We start from the raw sequence: 20234 nt of genomic DNA, 5'->3' as shown, positions 1-20234 counted from the left end.
GCGCGCGCGCAGGAGGTGCAGTGTACGAGCGGTCCAGGCCGATGCCGAGCACCGGCTGCGCTCGCCTGATAACTGCGCCGTTGCAGTGACCTCCGCTCTCAGCCGATTGCATTGGTGAGGTCATACAGCGGGACCAGTACCGAAATGATGACAAGCCCCACCACCGAGGCCAGCACCAGCGTGATGAACGGCACCAGCGCGGCCAATGCGCGGTCGATGGCCTGCGCGGTTTCCAGTTCGAACGTATCGGCGGTCTTGAGCAGCATCGTGTCCAGTGCGCCGGATTCTTCGCCCACCTGAATCATCTGCAGCGCCAGCCGCGGAAAGCGCTTGCCGCGGGCCAGCGACATCGACAGGCCATGGCCGTTCTTGACGTCGTCGGCTGCGTTGGCAACATCTTCCACCAACGCCAGATTGGACATCACATTGCGCGCGATGCCGATCGCCGCCAGCAATGGAACGCCGTTGCGCAGCAAGGTACCCAACGTGCGTGTCAGGCGTGCGGTTTCCAGCCGCGCGATCAGGCTGCCAACCACTTTCTGGCGCAGCAGCCATTCGTCCAGCGAGGCGCGAAATGCGGCATTGCGGCGCTTGCGATCCAGCCACAGCCCCAGCACGCCCGGCACCACGACCAACACCAGCCACCAGTCGCGCACCAGCAGGCCCACACTCAACACCGCCTGGGTAAACCACGGCAGCGCGACATCCAGGCTTTCGTACATCTGCGCAAATTGTGGCACCACATAGCCAAGCAGGAACAGCAGCGCGCAGCCCACCACCGCCAGCAGGATCGCCGGGTAGATCAAGGCATTGATCACCTTGCCCCGGAGCGCGCGGCTACGCTCCAGATAATCGGCCAGCCGTTGCAGCGTGTCCTGCATGCTGCCGCCGGCTTCGCCCGCGCGCACCATGTTGATGTACAGCTTGGAAAACAGCCCATGCTGGCGCTCAAGTGCAGACGACAACGGCGCACCACCGCGCACGGTGTCGCGCACATCGCCGATCACGCGCCGGCTTTTTTCGTCTTCGGGTAGATCCATCAGAATCGACAGCGCGCGATCCAGCGGCTGCCCGGCACCGATCAAGGTCGCCAGCTGCTGAGTAAATTGCACCAGCGCCGCGTTATCGAACGGCTTCTTACGCAACAACATGCGCAGCGAAGGCGAATCGTTTTCGCCGGTGGCCAGACGCGTTTCTACCGGCAGATGCCCCTGCTCCTGCAGACGCAGCGCCACCTCGGCGTCGCTGCCCGCTTCCATCTGGCCGTCGAGCATTTCGCCGTGCGCGTCCAGGGCCTTGTAGCGGTAGAGAGGCATCAGGCTGGGAGGCCGGGATTGGGGAATCGGGAATCGGGAATCGGAAAAAGCACATCGCTGCGTACTGGCGACATCGCGCACGCATCGCTGTCCACGCACAGCAGAGCCAGCGGGTTGATGTGCTGGCGGGTCGTTGGCCCGGTGCCTGCTAAGCGTGTTTCTGCCACCTTACCGATCACGCATCCTCCGTGACGCGCAGGACTTCTTCAATGGTGGTTTCGCCGCGCAGGGCCTTGGACAACCCATCTTCGTACATGGTGCGCATGCCGGCCAGGCGGGCCAGTTGTTCGATCTCGCCCATGCCGGCGCGGCGCATCACCGCACGCCGCAATTCGTCGTTCATCACCAGGAATTCGACGATGGTGGTGCGGCCGAGATAACCGGTGGGTGCGGCGGCGGACGGACGCGGGCGATACAGGAAAATCTCTCCCTCGGGCTGCAGGCGACGCAGCGTGAAGCGTTCGATCTCTTCGGGCGATGCGGCGTAGCGTTCGGCGTTGGCCAGGTCGAGTTTGCGTACCAGCCGTTGCGCCAGGATGCCGTTGATGGTGGAGGTGAGCAGATAATCCTCCACGCCCATGTCGAGCAGACGGGTGATGCCGCCGGCCGCGTTATTGGTATGCAGCGTGGACAGCACCAAGTGTCCAGTGAGCGCGGACTGGATCGCGATGCGCGCGGTTTCCAGATCGCGCATTTCGCCGATCATGATGATGTCCGGATCCTGACGCACGATGCTGCGCAATGCGTTGGCGAAATCCAACCCGATCTGCGGCTTGGCCTGAATCTGGTTGATGCCTTCGATCTGGTATTCCACCGGGTCTTCGACGGTGATGATTTTCACGTTGGAGGTATTGAGCTGGCTCAACGCGGTGTACAGCGTGGTGGTCTTGCCCGAGCCAGTGGGGCCGGTGACCAACATGATGCCGTGCGGTTGTTCCAGCACCTTGCGGAACTGCGGCAAGAAGTCTTCGGTGAAGCCGAGCTTGTAGAAGTCGAACACCACTGTTTCGCGATCGAGCAGACGCATCACCACGCTTTCGCCATGCGCGGTGGGCACGGTGCTGACGCGCAGATCCAGCTCCTTGCCCTGCACGCGCAGCATGATGCGGCCGTCCTGCGGCAAGCGGCGTTCGGCGATGTTGAGCTTGGCCATGATCTTGATGCGACTGATCACTGCGGCAGTGAGCTTGGCCGGCGGGCTTTCGCCTTCCACCAGCACGCCGTCGACGCGGTAACGCACCTTGAGCCGGCTTTCGAACGGTTCGATATGGATGTCGGAGGCACGCAGTTCCACCGCATGCTGGATCACCAGATTCACCAGCCGGATCACCGGCGCTTCGGAGGCCAGATCGCGCAGCGCTTCGATGTCGTCGCTGCTGTTGGCATCGCCATCGGCGGTTTCGACGATGGTGCCCATCGCGCTGCGGCCCTGGCCATACCAGCGCTCGATCAAATCGTCGATTTCCGAGCGCAAGCCGACCTGCAACAGCAGCGTGCAGCCGGTGGCAAGACGCACCGCATCGATGGCGTAATCGTCGTACGGATCGGCGATCCACAGCTCCAGCCGGCCATCGCGTTCGCCGACCGGGCACAGATGAAATTGTTTGAGAAAGCGCAGCGATAACCCCTGCACTTCAGGCAGCATTTCCGGCGGGGTATCGCCAAGCTGGCGTGCATCCACCAATGGCAGGCCGAGCACCTCGGCGCAGGTTTCTGCGTGATCGCGTTCGGACACCAGACCCAGGCGGCCGAGCAACGTGAGCAAGCCCATGCCGGATTCGGTCTGCAATTGGCGCGCGCGCAGCAGATCGGTGTCTTTCAGACGACGGCGTTCAAGCAGCGCATCGACAATGCGCATTTCCGCATTTCGATGCTCGATAGGATCGACGGCAACCGCGTTCACACTCGTCTCCACTGGTCCGGCGCCGACTGTAGCAGTTTGCCGCGACGATCAACCGCACGCATCTGAATCGCCCTGAAAAGCAATGCCCCCGGTGGTTGGCCGGGGGCATCGGTCACACTATTTCGCTACTTACTGTCGCGCAACGAGCGTCAGCTTCGCGTAGTCCGCCGCACCAACCAACTTGATGTAGTAAGTGCCGGCCTTGGGTGCAGTGAAACGCACGGTTTCGCTGTTGCCCGGACGGGTCGACTTGGCGTCGTAGCTGGTCGCGCTGGGCTCGGCCTCAAAGCTGACGTACACCGACACATCGCCGGTTCCGCCGTAGGTCATGAAGCTGAGCACCGCACCGGCCTTGGCTTCGAAGCTATACAGCGTGGAGCTGCCTGCGGCGCCGCTCAGTCCAGCCACCGGTGCCTTGTTGGTCAGTTCGACAGCGCTTGGTGCGCAGCTCTCGGTGGCCGGGTCGCACGGCTCTTCCAACAGTGCTTCCAGCGCGGCCTTGGCATCGACGATGCCGCTGCCGATCGGGGTGCTGGACGGCGGGGTCACCGGGAAGCGACGGCTGGTCTGCTTGAGCAGCGCTTCGACCGCAGCCGGGGTCAGCGGGCCTTCGCCCAGACCGATCGCTGCGCTCTGCACCAACGCCACGACGCCAGCCACATGCGGCGAGGCCATCGAGGTGCCGGCCATCCCTGTATATGTATAGCTACCCGAGGTCGGCGTGGTCGCGCCGGTGTAGCCGGCCTGCCAGATGTAACCGCCCGGATTGCCGTCCACGCTGCCACCGCCGCCCGGGCCGGACAAGTCGACCTTGCTGCCGTAGTTGGAGTAATAGGTGATGCCGCCGGTGATGCGGGTGGCGCCAACGGTGATGGTGTTGTTGCAGCTGGCCGGCGAGTGGTTGGCTGCATCTTCGCCGTCGTTACCGGCCGCCACCACCACGGTGGTGCCGCGCGACACCGCACCATTGATCGCAAGCTGGGTGGCCGAATCGCAGGCACGGCCGCCGCCCAGGCTCATGTTGATCACTTCGGCCGGGTTGGTGTTGGTCGGCACGCCTTCGACGGTGCCGCCGGAAGCCCACACGATGGCATCGGCGATATCGGAGGTGTAACCGCCGCAACGGCCGATCACGCGCACCGGCAGGATGGTCGCCTTCGGCGCCACGCCAGCCATGCCCACGCCGTTATTGGTCGCTTCGGCAATGGTGCCCGAGACATGGGTGCCGTGCCAGGAACTTTCCTGCGCCACCGAGCCGGTGTAGCAGACGTTATCGGCCTCTTCCCAGTCGCCCTAATCGAGTGCGCCCGGCACGCGCGCATCGGTGGGGCGACGCGAGACTTCGGCGTCGCTGATGAAGTCATAACCCTGCAGGATGTTGCCGGCGAAATCCGGATGGCCCGGCAGGATGCCGGTATCCAGCACCGCCACCACCACGCCTGCGCCCTGCGACAGATCCCAGGCGCCCGGGGCATTGATGCCGCCGTTGGGGCTGCTCAGGTGCCACTGGTACTGCGCGTACAACGGGTCGTTGGGAACCAGCTGCGGGCTCACATCGGTGGCGGGAACGCTTTTGCTGATGTCGATCGGGCGCAGCATGCGGTCGATCTGCACGTCGGCCACGGACGGGTCGTTCTTCAGCTCGACCACCACATTGTCCACCTGAGCGGCGTTCAGCGTGCTGGACAGCTTGATCAGGTCCGAACCGATACCGAGCTTGCGCACATACGTCGCCTTGGCAGCGGCAGCGCTGCTGCGCGCGCCAGTGCTGGCACCGACGCGGCCCACCGCGGCCTGCACGGCGCTCAGCTTGCTGCTGCGATCAGTCGCAGCAGCGGTGTTGTCCTTGTAACGCACGATCAACCGGCTACCGAACGCTGCGCCGGCCGGGGCTGCCTGGGTTGGTTCCTTGACCAGCAGTTTGGGGGCAGCAGCGAGGCCGCCAGAAGCACCAAGGGCCATCATCAAGATGGCGCCGGTCAGCGGGTTGAGACGGAAATTCTTGTCGATCACGGTGAAGTCCTCTTCGTATTTTTCGTGAATCAGGCTTGGAGCAGCCAGCGCAATCGCTGCGTCCCGCGTGCGGTTCGCTGCGTCCTTGTCAGCCACCCCTGGTACGGCCATCACTCCATGCGAATCCGTTGGCCGGCCCAGCCACGGTCCTTGCCCGCCCCCCCAGGCCTTACTGATCACGACGGCGCACCTGGCGCCGCCGCGTTTGATGCAACTGCGCTTACCACCCGAAACCGGCACCCACGCCGACCGAGCGGTCGTCGCCACTGAGTGCGCCACCCACGGTGACCGTGGCGCGCGGGCTGATCGCACGCTGATAGCCCACCGACAGTGCCGACTCGCCGTTCTGGAAACCGACACCGGCACCGATGCGGTTCTGCGAAGCGATACCGGCCACGCTGGCGGACATGTTCAACATCGCCGAGCTCATTGCGCCCTGACGGTCCAGACGTCGGTTCTGCCGGCGCAGACGGTCTTCGATATCGCCCTGATAGCTTTCAAAGCTGTCGGCCATCGCGTTGTAGCGGCTGTCGGTGTAGCTGTTGGCCGCAGCAACGCCGCTATCCAACTGGCCCTTGTTGACCGCATCGGTGGCACGCGTACCAGCGGCCACATTGGCTACCTGACGCTCGCCGCCGACGCTGCCCACCGACACCGTGTCGGCACGATCGGCAACCGAGCCCTGACCCAGTGCGACAGCGCCTTGTGCCGTGGCACGTGCGCCCTGGCCGATGGCGGTGCCGGACGCAGCGGTCACGTGCGCGCCTTCGCCCATGGCCACGGCATTGGTGGCCACGGCCGCGATCTGCGTATTGGCACCTACCGCCGTGCTGCCGTCGGCATTGACGCGTGCATTGCTACCGATCGCAGTGTCGTTGGGGCCATGCGCATACGCGCTGCCACCAATTGCCGTGCCGGTGACGTGGTTGGCCACGGCTGCCGTACCAACCGCCGTGGAGGTGGCTGCCGGGGTGATGCTGCCGACCACTGCTGCCGTCGGTGTGCCCTGCACAGCGGCGGTTGCCTCGCTCGCAGTAGTTGCGACGTTGCTTGCCACATCGCTGACCGCAGTTGCGGCCACTGCCGGTACTGTTGCGGTGCGTAGCGACGCGGTGCGTGCTGCGGTGTTGGCAGGAGCGGTACCACTGCGTGCATCCAGCTCGGTGACCTTGCTGTCTAACGCAGTCAATGCCGCACCGACGTTATTGTAGCTGGCACCTTGGATGACGTAGGTCGGCGCCACGAACACACCCTGCGCACCGATCGCCGCACCGCCGCCGAGGAAGCTGGCGGCATTGCTCAACGACTGGAACAACTGGCCGCCATTGATCGCCTCAAGACTGGCACTGGCAATCGCGCCGGCGCCCACATTGACGATGCGCCGCGTGGCCGGGCCGCCGCGACCGTTGCCACTACCCACCGACACCGTATTGGCGTCATAGGTGCGCGAGCCCGAGCCCAATGCCACCGAATCGGCACCGCTGGCACCGGCGTTCGCACCGAGCGCCATGGCATTGCTGCCGCTTTCGCGCACGAAGGAGTTGTAGCCCAGCGCAACGCCGTTTTCGCCGATGGAGTTGGTCTGCCGGCCCATCGCGGTGCTGTTCACGCCGCTGGCGCTGCTGTCCACACCCATCGCGCTGGCGCCGGTGGCCGCAGCGCGGCTCCCGGAGGCGATCGCCACGCTGCGTGCGCCAGTGGCCGCAGCGCCGGAGCCAGCCGCAGTGCTGCGGTCGCCCATGGCCGTGGCCACCGCGTCGCCGGTGGTCTTGAACTTGCTTGTGCTGTTCTGCACATCGGCCGAAACCGCATCCAGCTGGCCCTTGTTGACCGCATCGGTCGCTACCTGGCCGTCGCTGACGTTGACGATGCGACGCGTGGCCGGACCGCCACGGCCATTGCCGCTACCGATCGATACCGTGTCGGCTTCGTAGGTGCGCGAACCCGAGCCCAGGGCCACCGAATCGGTACCGGTTGCACCAGCATTGGCACCCAGTGCCACGCCGTTGACTGCGCTCTGGCGCACGAACGAGTTGTAGCCCACCGACACCGCGTTTTCGCCGATGACGTTGACCTGACGACCGACGCCGGTGCTGTTGACGCCGGTGGCCGATGCATCCACACCGATCACACTGGCACCCACCGCATTGGCGCGGCTACCGCCACCCAAGGCCAGCGTGTTGTCGGCAAGCGCGGCTGCACTCTGGCCCAGCGCGGTTGCATTGACGCCGTCGGCATAGGAATTCCAGCCGATGGCGGTGGTGTAGTCCGCAGTGGCCCAGGCACCGGCACCGAAGGCCGCTGCGCCCGTGCCCGATGCACGTGCCGGAATGAAGCCGAAGAACGTGCTGCCGCCGACAGCCACGCTCTCATCGCCGGTGGCTTCGCTGAACTCGCCAACGGCGACCGCGCTGGCACCGGAGGCTAGCGCCACCGCACCCACGGCGGTGCTGTAATCACTCGACGCCACTGCGCCGTAGCCCAGCGCCGACGACAAGCGACCGCTGGATGCGCTATAGCCCCCGAAGGCGGCGCTGCCGACATTGGAGGCGGCACTGCGGAAACCCGCAGCAATGGCCTGATTGTCGGAGGCCACCGCTTCGCTGCCGAGTGCGGTGGTGTAGGTTGAAATCGCCTGCGCGCCTGCACCATTCGCCGTGGCGCCGATATCGCTGGCCACTGCGTTGCTGCCGACCGCACTGCTGTTTTCGCCCAGCGCCTGCGCATTGTTACCCAGCGCTGCCGCGCCGTTGCCGCCAGCCAATGCGCCAACGCCCGCTGCGGTGGCGTTGTCGACCACTGCCTGCGCGCCCGCGCCCAATGCGGTGGTGCCAGTACCGGTGGCATTGGCGCCCTCGCCCGCAGCCAATGCGTTTTCACCCTCGACATAGGCACCGGCATCGCTGTCGGCGCCGCCACTGGCCTTGAAGTGCTTGCTGGTGGTTTGCGCGGTTTCGGCAACGGCGTTGAGCTGATCCAGATTCACCGCGTCGGTGCCTTGCGTACCGGCCGCCACATTGGTGATCTGACGCTCGTTACCAGCACTGCCCACCGACACCGCGAAGTCGCGATCGGCCACCGAGTCGGCACCCAATGCCACGCTGCTTTCGCCAGTGGATTCAGCGAAATTGCCCAGCGCGGTGCTGTTGAGGCCAGGTGCCCACGCCGCGCCACCGACTGCAGTGGAGTAGTCGCCAGAGGCTTCAGTCGGCAACAGGCCGAGCAAGGCGCCACCAACCGACACGCTGTTGTAGCCGCTGGCCACACTGCCCTGGCCGGCGGCGATGCTGTAGGCGCCAGTGGCGGTGGCATCCCCCCCCACGGCCACCGTGTTCGAACCGCTGGCAGTGCTGAAATTACCCAACGCGGTGCTGTTGAAACCGCTGGCGCTGGAATACCCACCCAACGCGGTGGAGTAATTGGACGTGGCCTCGGCACCGAAGCCGAACGCCGCAGCACTGGTGCCGTTGGCGACGCTTTCCGCACCCACGGCGGTGGCCGATTCGCCACTGGCGCTGGCGAAATAGCCCATTGCGGTGGATTCGCTGCCCTGTGCTTCGCTCAGCGCGCCGACTGCCAGCGAGCCATCGCCATACGCACCGGCGGCGGCACCAAGCGCGGTGCTCTGCGCACCGGCCGCTTCGCTTTCGCCCCCCACGGCCACGGCGTAATCGCCTCTGGCCTGGCTGAAGGCGCCATTGGACACGCTGCCAAAGCCGCTGGCCGCTGCGTTGTAACCGGCCGCATTGGCGTACTGCGCCGTGGCGCTGGCACCGCTGCCGATGGCCACGGCACCGATTGCGGTGGCCTGGCTGCTGGAACCGAATGCGCTGCTGTAATCGCCGTCGGCCGTGGCATTGGAGCCCGCTGCGGTGGCGTCTTCGCCCTGCGCATCGGCAGTGCCGATGCCGGTGCCCGCGAACAGGCGCGCGGTATTTTCCGCTGCGCCAGCCACGGCGTTGAGCTGGTCGAGATTCACCGCATCGGTGCCCTCGGTGCCCGCCGCGACATTGGCAATCAGCCGCTCGCTGCCGGCTGCCCCCACCGACACCGTGTTGGCGCGATCGGCGATCGAACCTGCGCCCAGCGCAACGCTGTTGTTGGCAGATGCCAACGCACCGCCGCCCAGGCTGACGCTCTGCGTGCCGAATGCACTGGCTTCCCAACCCAGTGCGATGCTTTCATCACCGGTCGCATTGGATTGGCCGCCGAGCGAAATGGCACGCGGACCAAATGCATTTGCGTAGGTGCCCACCGCAATCGAGCCGGTGTCGGCCGCAGCCGCGTTCGCGCCCACTGCCGTGCTGTCGTCACCGTAGGCAAGACTTTCGGTACCGATCGCGGTGCCACCGTCCCCCCACGCCACACTGGCGAAACCCAGCGCGGTCGATGCAGTGCCATTGCCGATGCTTTCGTAGCCGATGGCCGTTGCACCACGCCCATTGGCGATGCTGGTGCCGCCGACGGCGGTGCTGAAATAGCCGGATGCATTGCTGTCACCACCGAGCGCGGTGGCGTAGTCATCGCCGGCACTGCTGTTATTACCGACAGCAGTGGCGTTGGCGATTCTGGCATTGGCATTGCTGCCGACGGCCGTGGTGCCTAGCGCAGAGGCCTGGCTGCTCGCGCCGAGTGCAATGCTGTCGTCGCCCGATGCATTGCTGGAACCACCCAGCGCAACGGTGCGCTCGCCAAAGGCACTGCTGTTTGCGCCGATCGCAGTGGATGCCGTACCGCCGGCAGCGGCATTGGCGCCGAACGCAGCACTGTCGGTACCAAAGGCCACGCTCGCACCGCCCACTGCGGTGCTGATGTCGCCGAACGCCACGCTGCCCACACCCAGCGCAGTGGCGTCCGCACCGTTGGCGATGCTCTCGTAACCCAGCGCAGTCGCGCCGCTGGCGGTGGCCTGGCTTGCGCCGCCAAGTGCGGTGCTGCCATCACCCGAGGCGCTGCTGTTGCCGCCAAGCGCAGTACTGTTTTCCGCGACTGCGGTGCTGTTGAAACCGACTGCCGTGGCGTTGTCGGTGGTGGCATTGGCGCCACTACCAACTGCGGTTGCGCCCTGCGCCGATGCCACGCTGCTGGAACCCAGCGCGGTGCTGTAGTCGTTGAATGCTGCAGCGTTGGAACCGGCCGCGACGCTGTCGACGCCTTCTGCAACTGCGGCGCCCTCGCCGGTGGCGACGAACGCGCGCGCGGTGGTGGATGCAACGTCGGACACCGCGGTGAGCTGGTCGAGATTTACCGCATCGGTGCCTTCGGTGCCGGCCGCCACGTTGGTGATCTGACGCTCATCGCCGGCTGCGCCCACCGACACGGTGTTGGCGCGCGTGGCGACCGAGTTGGCCCCCAATGCAACCGAATTGGCGCCGCGTGCGGTGCTGTAATACCCCAGCGCCGTGCTCAGCTCGCCGCTGGCCCAGGATTCTGGGCCCACTGCGGTTGCGCCTTCGCCCGGTGCATACGCGAAGTAGCCCACGGCAGTGGCTTCGGTGCCGGAGGCTTCGCTCAGCGTGCCGACTGCAGTGGTGTACGTGCCCGACGCAATCGCGCCCGCGCCGAGCGCCGTGGACGCTTCACCGCTGGCCTGGGTCTGCACGAAAAAGCCCAGACCAGGAATCAGATCAACCGGGCCGCCGACTGCAGTGCTGCTGGTGCCGCTGGCGCTGGTTTGGGTGCCAACAGCGGTGGCGTAATCGCCGGCCGCATTGGCCACCGCACCGAACGCAGACGCCTGCGCGCCGGCCGCATACGCACCCACGCCGAACGACGATGCCGCAAAGCCATCCGCATTGGCGCTGGCGCCAACGGCAGTTCCGCCGACGCCGGCACTGGTGGCGCCAGTGGTGACCGGCACGCCGCCATTGGTGATCAACGGTTCGCCATCTTCGTTCACCGCAGCGCCGCCCACCGCCACGCTTGCCGGGCCATTGGCCTGCGCGTTATGGCCGAAGGCTGCGCTGTTCTGCCCGGACGCCAGCGCATTGGCGCCGACCGCAGTGGCGTTCTCGGCGACCGCATTGGCGCCGGTTCCCAGCGCTGTGGTCGCCGTGCCGACGGCATTAGCACCATCGCCTGCAGCCAGTGCGCTGTCGCCTTCGACATAGGCGCCCACGCTGTCTTCGCCCGGGGTCGCCTTGAAGAACTGCGCGGTGTTTTCAGCCACATCGGCCACGTCGCGCAGCTGCGCCACGTTGACTGCATCGGTTGCGTTGACGCCGGCAGTGACGTTGGTGATGCGGCGCGTGGCCGGGCCACCGCGGCCGTTGTCGCTACCGATCGACACCACGTTGTCTTCGTGGGTGCGCGAGCCGGCGCCCAGCGCCACCGAATTTGCGCCGGTGACGCCCGCATTGGCACCGAGTGCAACGCCGTTTTCGCCGCTCTGGCGCACGAAACTGTTGTAGCCGATGGCCACGGCGTTTTCGCCGATGGCATTGGTCTGACGGCCGATTGCACTGCTGTTGACGCCACTGGCGCTGCTGTCGGCGCCGGTGGCCACCGCGCCGGTTGCGCTGGCGTGGCTATTGGCACCAATGGCGGTGGCCTTGCTGGCCGGTGCCGATGCACCGCGGCCCACTTCCAACGACTGCGCATTGGCGGGAAGCGGCGTGGCGAATCCGGCGCCACCCAGCGCCAGGGCGATGGCGGCGGTCAGTGCCAGGCGATGGCGGCGATCGATGAACGAGGCTGACGCAACGGCTCCGGGGCTGTTACCGCTGGCCAGTTCCGAGGCCACGGCCCACACACCAAGCGATTTGTTCCAGACCTTGCGATAAATCCGATTCATCGACGCGCGACTCCTGAGTTGTTGGACTGATTTTTGGCGGACACACGCAGCGGAAGGCTTCCAGCCTGCGATTCACAGCAGTTATTGGCGCTATGGGCCTTGTGAGCGGGGCGGCTTGCGCCTGCTCCTTGGATAGTCAAAAAAGTGAACGCTACCCAACCATAGAACTGAGCGGAGTGTTAACAGCCGTCGTTTGATGCGTCAAGTTTTTGACAGGAAGCGAAGATAAGTGCGCTCTTGATCACATTTCTGTTTGCTTTCATTAGATTTTTGATAAATCTTTGGAAAACAGCGACCTAGATCATGTCCGTAGGGACATTTCAGGGCTGAATAGGCAGAACTAGAAAAGACAAAAACCCACCCTCGCGGGACATCGGCGGGCTTGATTGCGCAAAAAGGCATGGGTGGCCGGCCGGTTCTGTGGCCAATGTGTCGCACCGCTAACGCACCGTCATCTGGCGCATGGGGCATGCCCCGTCTCAGGCAATTTCCGCCAAAGAAATGACGATGCTGCGGGACAGAGGCGACAAGCGTCGAATCATTGGCGCGCCAACAGGCTGCCGCGTCGAAGGCGGTGCCCTCCACTGTGAGGGGCTTCGGTGCCGGCACGCAGTGTCGCGAAGTAGGTCGTCTGGCTAATGCCGTAAGGCATGGATGCTGGCGCCAAGACGGTTTTTGCTGAGCACGTCGAACTGCCCCGGCTCGCGCTCGTAGGCAGTCCATGTCAGGTACGAAGCGCTGCAAGCCTTGCATATCCACGCGCAACACGCCGGCGATGGCGACACCTGCAAACAACGTGGCGCTCTAAAAACCATCGTCATCAATTCGCTCTAGCATCCGCCGGTGACCGCAGCACTCGGCGAAGCTTCAAACTCCCGACGGCTGGAAGCGCAGCACGGCCTGCCAAAACGACAACGGCCGTGTGCATTGCTGCACACGGCCGTCGGGTGATGCATCAGCGGCTGCAGATCAGCCGCACGCCATCAACCGCACCACACCCGCGCGTTGCGGAACATCCGCAGCCACGGCGAGTCATCGCCCCAGTCGGCCGGACACCAGCTCAGATTTGCGCTGCGCGGCGTGCGCTCCGGATGTGGCATCAAGATGGTGACGCGGCCGTCGCTGCTGGTCAGCCCGGTGATGCCGTCGGGCGAGCCGTTCGGATTGAGCGGGTACTGCGAGGCCACCGCGCCATCGCCATCGATGTAACGCAATGCCACGCGTGCGGCAGCCTGGTCCACGGCGGTATCGAATTCCGCGCGGCCTTCGCCATGCGCCACCGCCACCGGAATCCGCGAACCGGCCATGCCACGCAGGAAGATCGACGGCGACTCCACCACTTCCAGTAGCGCGGTGCGCGCTTCGAACTGTTCGCTGCGGTTGCGCAAGAAACGCGGCCAGTGCTCGGCGCCGGGAATGATGTCCTTGAGCTGGCTGAGCATCTGGCAGCCGTTGCACACGCCCAGCGCGAATGTATCGCTGCGCGCAAAGAATGCAGCGAATGCATCGCGCAGTGCCGAGCGCTCCAGAATCGAGGTCGCCCAACCGCGGCCGGCACCCAGCACGTCGCCGTAGCTGAAACCGCCGCACGCTGCAAAGCCGACGAACTCGCTCAGATCCACGCGGCCTTCGATCAAGTCGCTCATGTGCACGTCGTAGGCACGGAAACCGGCGCGCTCGAAGTTGTAGGCCATTTCGATCTGGCCGTTGACGCCTTGCTCGCGCAGGATCGCCACCTTGGGCCGCGCACCGGTGGCCACGAACGGCGCCGCCACATCTTCGGAAGGATTGAATACCAGCTTTGGACGCAGGCCCGGCGCCTTGAAATCACGCGCCAACGCGCGCTCTTCGTCGGCGCTGTCCGGGTTGTCGCGCAGCTTCTGCATGGCATGGGTCACCGACCACCATGCATCGAACAACTCTTCCCAACGCCACTCGGCCAGCACGCGGCCCTGCCCGCTCACGCGGATGCGCGGCGTGCCGGTGGGCCGTGCAATGCGCTGCGCGCATTCGGTCAACGCATGGCGCTCGACCAGATCGGCGAACGCGGCGCGGTCTTCGCTGGCGATCTGCACCACCGCGCCCAATTCTTCGTTGAACAGGCTGCGAAACGCATCGTCGCCCCACGCATCCAGCGTGATATCCAGACCCTGCCGCGAGGCGAACGCCATCTCGCACAACGCCGCAAACGCACCGCCATCGCTGCGATCGTGATACGCCAGCAACAGCCCGCTGTCGCGCGCGTCGCGGATCAATTCGAAGAAACTGCGCAGACGCTGCGCATCGTCCAGATCCGGCACGTCACCGCCGAATGCCGGCAACGCCGCATCATCGGCATACACCTGCGCCAGCACCGACCCACCCAGACGCTGCTTGCCGCCACCCAAACCGATCAACCACAACTCGCTGTCTTCTTCGCTGCGCAGCAACGGTGTCAGCTGCGTGCGCACATCGCCGACTGGGGCGAAGGCACTGATGATCAGCGAGACGGGTGAAACGCTCTTCAGCGTTTCACCGGGAATGGGGAATGGAGAATCGGGAATGGTGGAAGCGGAGGGCTCTGGCGTTTCACCATTCCCGATTCCCGATTCCCGATTCCCGACCTGCCACTGCGCCTGCATCGACAGCGAGTCCTTGCCCACCGGCACGCTCAGTTCGAGTGCGGGGCACAGTTCCATGCCGATCGCGCGCACGGCGTCGTACAGCAGTGCGTCTTCGCCGCTATGGCCGGCGGCGGCCATCCAGTTCGCCGAGAGCTTGATGCTGTCCAGTCGCTGCACCGGCGCAGCGCACAGGTTGGTAATCGCTTCGCCCACGGCCATGCGCGCGGACGCGGCGGCGTTCAACAGCGCCAGCGGGGTGCGCTCGCCGATCGACATCGCCTCGCCTTCGAAGGTGTCGAAACCGGCCATGGTGATCGCGCAATCGGCCAGCGGCAGCTGCCACGGGCCGATCATCTGTTCGCGCGCAGTCAACCCACCCACACTGCGGTCGCCGATGGTGACCAGAAAGCTCTTGGACGCCACGGTGGGATGCGCCAACACGCGCAACCCGGCCTGCTGCAGTTCCAGCGCTGCGGTCTGCAGCACCGGCCACTGCGGCGCGGCCGGATGTACCGCATCGCGATGCATCTTCGGCGCCTTACCGAAGAGCACGTCCATGGGTAGATCGATTGGAAGCTGGGATTGGGGAGTCGGGATTGGGGATTGGTGAGAAGCGGCATCGGTTGCCGGCAATGCGCCGTTGCGAATCCCGAATCCCGAATCTCCAATCCCGTTATCGAGGACGCCGTAACCAACCACTAGCCGCTCCTCGGCCGTCGCTACGCCGACCGCGGCGAACGGGCAGCGCTCGCGGGCGCAGATGGCGGCGAATTCTTCCAGACGCGCCTGCGGCACGCCGAGCACGTAGCGTTCCTGCGATTCGTTGCACCACAGTTCCAGCGGCGACAACGACGGGTCGTCGGTGAGCACGCGGCCCAGGTCGATGATGCCGCCCACGCCCGAATCGTGCAGCAGCTCGGGAATGGCGTTGGACAGCCCACCCGCGCCCACGTCATGGAACCAGCGGATCGGGTTGTCGATACCCAGCGCCACGCAGCGGTCGATGACCTCCTGGCAGCGCCGCTCCATCTCCGGGTTTTCGCGTTGCACGCTGGCAAAATCCAGCGCCTCGGCGCTGTCGCCTGCGGCCACTGAACTGGCCGCACCGCCGCCCAGGCCGATCAGCATCGCCGGGCCGCCGAGCACGATCACCGCGTCACCCGGCTGCAGGCGCAGCTTTTCCACCTGATTGCGATCGATCGCGCCCAAGCCGCCGGCCAGCATGATCGGCTTGTCGTAGGCGCGCGTCAGGCCCGGGCCCTCGGCGAGCTCGAAACTGCGAAAATAACCGAGCAGATTCGGGCGACCGAATTCGTTGTTGAACGCTGCGCCGCCGAGTGGGCCGTCGAGCATGATGTCCAGCGCCGGTGCCATGCGCGGGTTCAGCGCGCGCGGCGCTTCCCACGGCTGCGGCAGGGTCGGAATACGCAGGTGCGAGACCGAGAACCCGGTCAGGCCGGCCTTGGGCTTGCCGCCACGGCCGGTTGCGCCTTCGTCGCGAATTTCGCCACCCGCACCGGTGGCCGCACCGGGGAACGGTGCGATCGCGGTCGGGTGGTTATGCGTTTCCACCTTGATTGCGAAGGCCGACGGCAGCACCGCTTCGCTGCGGTATTCGCCGGTAGCCGGATCCGGGCGATAGCGCGCCGCCGACACGCCTTCCACCACCGCCGCGTTGTCGCTGTAGGCCGACAACGTGTGCTGCGGGGTTTGCTGGTGGGTGTGCTTGATCATGCGGAACAGCGAGCGCGCTTGCGGCTTGCCGTCGATGGTCCAGCTGGCATTGAAGATCTTGTGCCGGCAATGCTCCGAGTTGGCCTGCGCGAACATCATCAGCTCGACGTCGGCCGGGTCGCGGCCCAGCGCGGCGAAGCGTTCGCGTAAATAGTCGATCTCGTCCTGCGCCAGGGCCAGGCCCAGGTCGCGGTTGGCCTGCTCCAGCCCATCCAGCGGCACGCGTTGCAACTGACCCGGGTCGGGCACGTTGAACAGCGCCTCGGCCGCAGCGGCCGAACCGAGCAGCGATTGCGTCATCGGGTCGTGCAGCAGCTTGGCCACGGCGGCCTGCGCGGCCGCGTCGTCCGGCCAGCCGGCCAGATCGATGCGGGTACCGCGCTCCACGCGCTGGATCGGCTGCCCGGCGCCGCGCACCAGCTCGGTGGCCTTGCTCGACCACGGCGACAGCGTGCCCAGGCGCGGCACCACATAACGCGAAGCCGCATCTGGATCGCGCGCGGCGGGCGCAGCGTTGGCCTGCAGAATCCGCTGCAAGGTGGCTTGGTCGGGCGACTGCCCGGCCTCGGCGCGGATGAAGTACACGTGCCAGGCGCCGGTGAGGCGCAGCGCGGGAACGAGGGTTTGCAGGCGGGTTTCGAGCCGAGCGCGGCGGAACGGCGAAAGGGCGGAAGCGCCCTCGAGGACCATCATGTCCGAGGAACCGTGTCAGAAACGGGGCTGCAGATTGTAACGGAGCTGGTGGATCGACGCCGGACTGCGCGCGCGCTGACGGGCAATGGGTGGGTTCATCAGGCCCTGTTGCCCTGTCTCATCGCCTGCGCGGCACCGGTGGCGATGGCTGGCTGACCCGCTGACCCGCTGGCCCGCTGACTCGCTGGCCTGGTCTGCCTGGTCTGCCTGGCTGCCTGGTTGGCCTGGCTGCCTGGCTGCCTGGTTGGCCTGGCTGGCCTGGCTGGCCTGGTGGATCTGGTGGATCTGGTGGATCTGGTGGATCTGGTGGATCTGGTGGGTATGGTGGGCATGGTGGGTCTGGTTGGCGGCTTATAGCAGCTAATAAAACCACTACGCAGCCACCAGGAGCACGGCCGGTGCTCGGTGACCGGCATGTACCACTCCACACACTCGGGTTCCTGCGCACCGTCCACGCCGACCTGACAACTGCTCGCCACATTTTGATCGCCGCTTTTAGCACCCCGGGCCCACCAACTTGCCGCAAAAACGCGGAAGGCCGGAATGCATCTGCATTCCAGCCTTCCGTTCGATCACGCCAGCCACCGAGGTGACCCGCCAAGCGGCATCACACCGCCGCTTTGCCGTGGATCAGCGGCTGCCGCCGGCCGTGGTGACAGCGCGCTTTTCCAGCGCCTCACGCAGCTGCGCTGGCGGCAGGTAGCCACCGAGCTGGGTGCCGTCGGGCGCGAAGATTGCCGGCGTACCGTTGACGCCCAGGCGCTGGCCCAGGGTGTATTCCATCGACACCGGGTTCTTGCAGTCCTTGGAAGCCACCGGCTGGCCGGACTTGGCGGCCGTCAGCGCCTGCTTGCGATCGGCCGCGCACCACACCGCAATCATTTCCTTGTGGTCCTGGCTGCCCAGGCCCATGCGCGGGAACGCGAGGTATTCCACCGCGATGCCCTGCTTGTTGAGCTCGCCGATTTCGCTATGCAGCTTGCGGCAGTAGCCACATTCCACGTCGGTGAAGACGGTGACGGTGTATTTCGGATTTGCCGGCGCAAAGACAATACGGTCGGCCTTGGGCACGGTGTCCAGCTGCTTGCGGCGGTAGGCCAGCAGGCCCGGGCTGGCGGCGAACTGCTTGTTCTGGATGTCGAACGGCTGCGCCTGCATCAGATACCGGCCGTCATCGCTGACGTACAGCACCTGCCCGCCAACGACCACTTCGCGGAAGCCGGGGAACGGCGCGGCACCGATGTAGTCGGGTTTGAAATCCGGGTCCAGCGCCTTGAGCGCCGTGCTCACGCGCTGGTCCACGTTGCCGGCGGCGGGCGCGGTGGCGGGCTTGGCGCCGGCGGTGCTTGCCGCAGGCTGCGACGATTGTGCGCAGGCGGTAAGGCTGATCGCGCCCAGCAGCGCGGCGATGGCAAGACGATACATTCACGCATCCAAGTGGAATGAGGTGCCCGGATTCTCGCACAGCGCAGATGAAGCCCGGCAGCGGCCGCGACTGTCGATTGCGGCGGCAAGCGATCAGCTGCTGCATCGATTGGACAAACCCAATGTAGAGCGCGTTATGGCGGCTATGGCGGCAGGTCTGTCCGTTGGCAGCGCAGAGCGTCCTGAAATCCCCCAAACGTCCAATCCCGCTCGCTCCGGCTCGTTGAGGTGCACCCGCGCCGCTCGGCGCTGACCGCTGGCGTGATGCATGGTGCGAGGAGGCCACGCTCAGCCGACGCCAGCCAGACTAACGAGACCGTCGCAGAGGCCGAGCGCGGCTGATGATGCCTTGCAACCTCAGCCATGCGTTGTTCGTAAATTATGTGTTGTTCGTGCTGCCGTTGGTCATTCATTGACCGGGCACGTATCCACCGCCCGGCCCTCGCGCATCATCAGTGCGTCCACGCGCGGCTGGTCAAACGCGCGCGGACTAACCACGCGGATGATGGCTAGCGTGCAGCTTCTGCAGATGCTGGCGCGCCACCAGCGTATAGATTTGAGTGGTCGACAATGAGCTGTGGCCCAGCAGCATCTGCAGCGCGCGCAGGTCGGCGCCGTGGTTGAGCAGATGGGTGGCAAAGCTGTGGCGCAACCCATGCGGGCTGACCGTTGCCGGGTCGATGCCGGCCACCGCGGCGTAGCGTTTGACCAAGGCCCAGAATTGCTGACGGCTGAGCGGTTGGCGGGCGGCGTCAATGAACAACGGCACCTGCCCGTCCACGGCCGCCACCGGCTTGTTCGCGGCCAGCAGCGGGCGCGCCCCGCGCAGATAACGCTCCAGCCAGTGCTGGGATTCCTCACCCAGCGGCACCAGCCGGTCCTTGCTGCCCTTGCCGGTCACCCGCAACACGCCCTGACGCAAATTCACCCCAACCGCCGGCAGGTTGACCAGCTCGCTCACACGCAGGCCCGCGGCGTACATCAGCTCCAGCATGGCGCGGTCGCGCAGGCCCGCCGGGGTATCCACCTCGGGGGCGGCCAGCAGCGCCTCGATCTGGCTCTCGGTCAACGCCTTGGGCAGCGAGCGCGGCAACTGTGGCGGGTCGATCAATGCTGTCGGGTCGTCGCTGCGCATGCCATCGCGCAGACACAACCCATAGAACGCACGCAAGGTCGACAGCAGCCGCGCCGTGCTGCGTGGAGAGTAATTGGCCTTGGCACGCAAGCGTAAATAGTCGAACAGTGCCGCGCGGTCGATACCGAGCAAGCCACCACCGGCGCCAGCGCGCCAGCGCGCCAGCCCTTCCAGATCGCGCCGATAGCTCTCCAGCGTCTGCCGCGCCACGCCTTGCTCGGCCCAAAACCGGTCGAGGAAACGCTCGATCACACCGGCATCGGCCGCCTGCAGCGGCGGTAGCTGCTGGGCAAGTTGGCGGCGTTCGGCGGGGCTGCTGGCAGACATCGCCACAGCATAGAACGTGGCGCGCGCTTTGCGAGACAACGCGTTGCGAATCGCCGGTACGCGGCAGGCTTGGGCGCGCTGCATTGTGGCAAGTGGGCTGCACACCAGTGTTATTTGTGACCAGGCCATGCCATCCGCACGCAGGGGCTTTTTGCGTGCTTCCTCTTGCGTGCATCGCATGACGTGCGCAGCAGAAGAAAGTATGCGTGCGCGTGAGGCCGCGATCAGGCAGACAAGACGCAAACGCGAATGGTCCATCGGAAATGCAGCGGTCCACCCACCGCATTGATGC

The 20234-nt window shown here is 65.7% G+C and carries 7 protein-coding genes, 1 other RNA gene and 1 pseudogene; 2 read left to right on the top strand and 7 right to left on the bottom strand.

All coding sequences use genetic code 11. From position 1 onward, the window contains the following. Window positions 1-98 precede the first annotated feature (98 nt). The 5 genes and pseudogenes from xpsF to purL form a co-directional block, all read right to left on the bottom strand. On the bottom strand, window positions 99-1316 hold the full coding sequence (gene xpsF, locus KWO_RS03895; protein WP_010367780.1) for a type II secretion system protein XpsF: 1218 nt from the start codon (window positions 1314-1316) through the stop codon (window positions 99-101). Between the two features lie 175 nt (window positions 1317-1491). Beyond that, window positions 1492-3219, bottom strand: coding sequence for a type II secretion system ATPase GspE (gspE, locus tag KWO_RS03885; protein WP_010367784.1), 1728 nt, complete (start codon window positions 3217-3219; stop codon window positions 1492-1494). Window positions 3220-3348: 129 nt separating this feature from the next. After that, window positions 3349-5232, bottom strand: a pseudogene (locus KWO_RS22885) (diffusible signal factor-reguated S8 family serine peptidase). Window positions 5233-5452: 220 nt separating this feature from the next. Beyond that, complete coding sequence (locus KWO_RS03875; RefSeq protein ID WP_017113272.1) at window positions 5453-12025, bottom strand: ESPR-type extended signal peptide-containing protein; 6573 nt, start codon at window positions 12023-12025, stop codon at window positions 5453-5455. A 983-nt stretch (window positions 12026-13008) separates the two neighbouring features. Beyond that, window positions 13009-17055 (bottom strand): phosphoribosylformylglycinamidine synthase, encoded by a 4047-nt coding sequence (gene purL, locus KWO_RS03865; RefSeq protein ID WP_010378085.1) that lies wholly within the window; start codon window positions 17053-17055, stop codon window positions 13009-13011. Between the two features lie 219 nt (window positions 17056-17274). On the opposite strand from purL, the gene KWO_RS22430 reads away from it, so the two are divergent. Both KWO_RS22430 and KWO_RS03855 read left to right on the top strand, forming a co-directional pair. Continuing rightward, the gene (locus KWO_RS22430; RefSeq protein ID WP_017113743.1) at window positions 17275-17412 is read left to right on the top strand and encodes a hypothetical protein; all 138 of its coding nucleotides are present in this window, start codon (window positions 17275-17277) and stop codon (window positions 17410-17412) included. Between the two features lie 57 nt (window positions 17413-17469). After that, window positions 17470-17546, top strand: a non-coding RNA gene (locus tag KWO_RS03855) — sX9 sRNA. 139 nt (window positions 17547-17685) lie between these two features. Here the strand turns inward: KWO_RS03855 and KWO_RS03850 are convergent. Further along, window positions 17686-18480 carry a DsbC family protein gene (locus tag KWO_RS03850; RefSeq protein ID WP_010367795.1) on the bottom strand — a complete coding sequence of 265 codons (795 nt, stop codon included), beginning with the start codon at window positions 18478-18480 and terminating at the stop codon, window positions 17686-17688. Between the two features lie 490 nt (window positions 18481-18970). Next, window positions 18971-19942, bottom strand: a complete 972-nt coding sequence (gene xerD / locus KWO_RS03845; protein ID WP_010367796.1) for a site-specific tyrosine recombinase XerD — start codon at window positions 19940-19942, stop codon at window positions 18971-18973. Between the last annotated feature and the right edge of the window lie 292 nt (window positions 19943-20234).

Source organism: Xanthomonas vasicola pv. musacearum NCPPB 4379, from assembly GCF_000277895.2.
Classification (GTDB): domain Bacteria; phylum Pseudomonadota; class Gammaproteobacteria; order Xanthomonadales; family Xanthomonadaceae; genus Xanthomonas; species Xanthomonas vasicola.
Note: the sequence above shows the minus strand (reverse complement) of the source record. Positions and strands in the feature narration are given on the sequence as shown.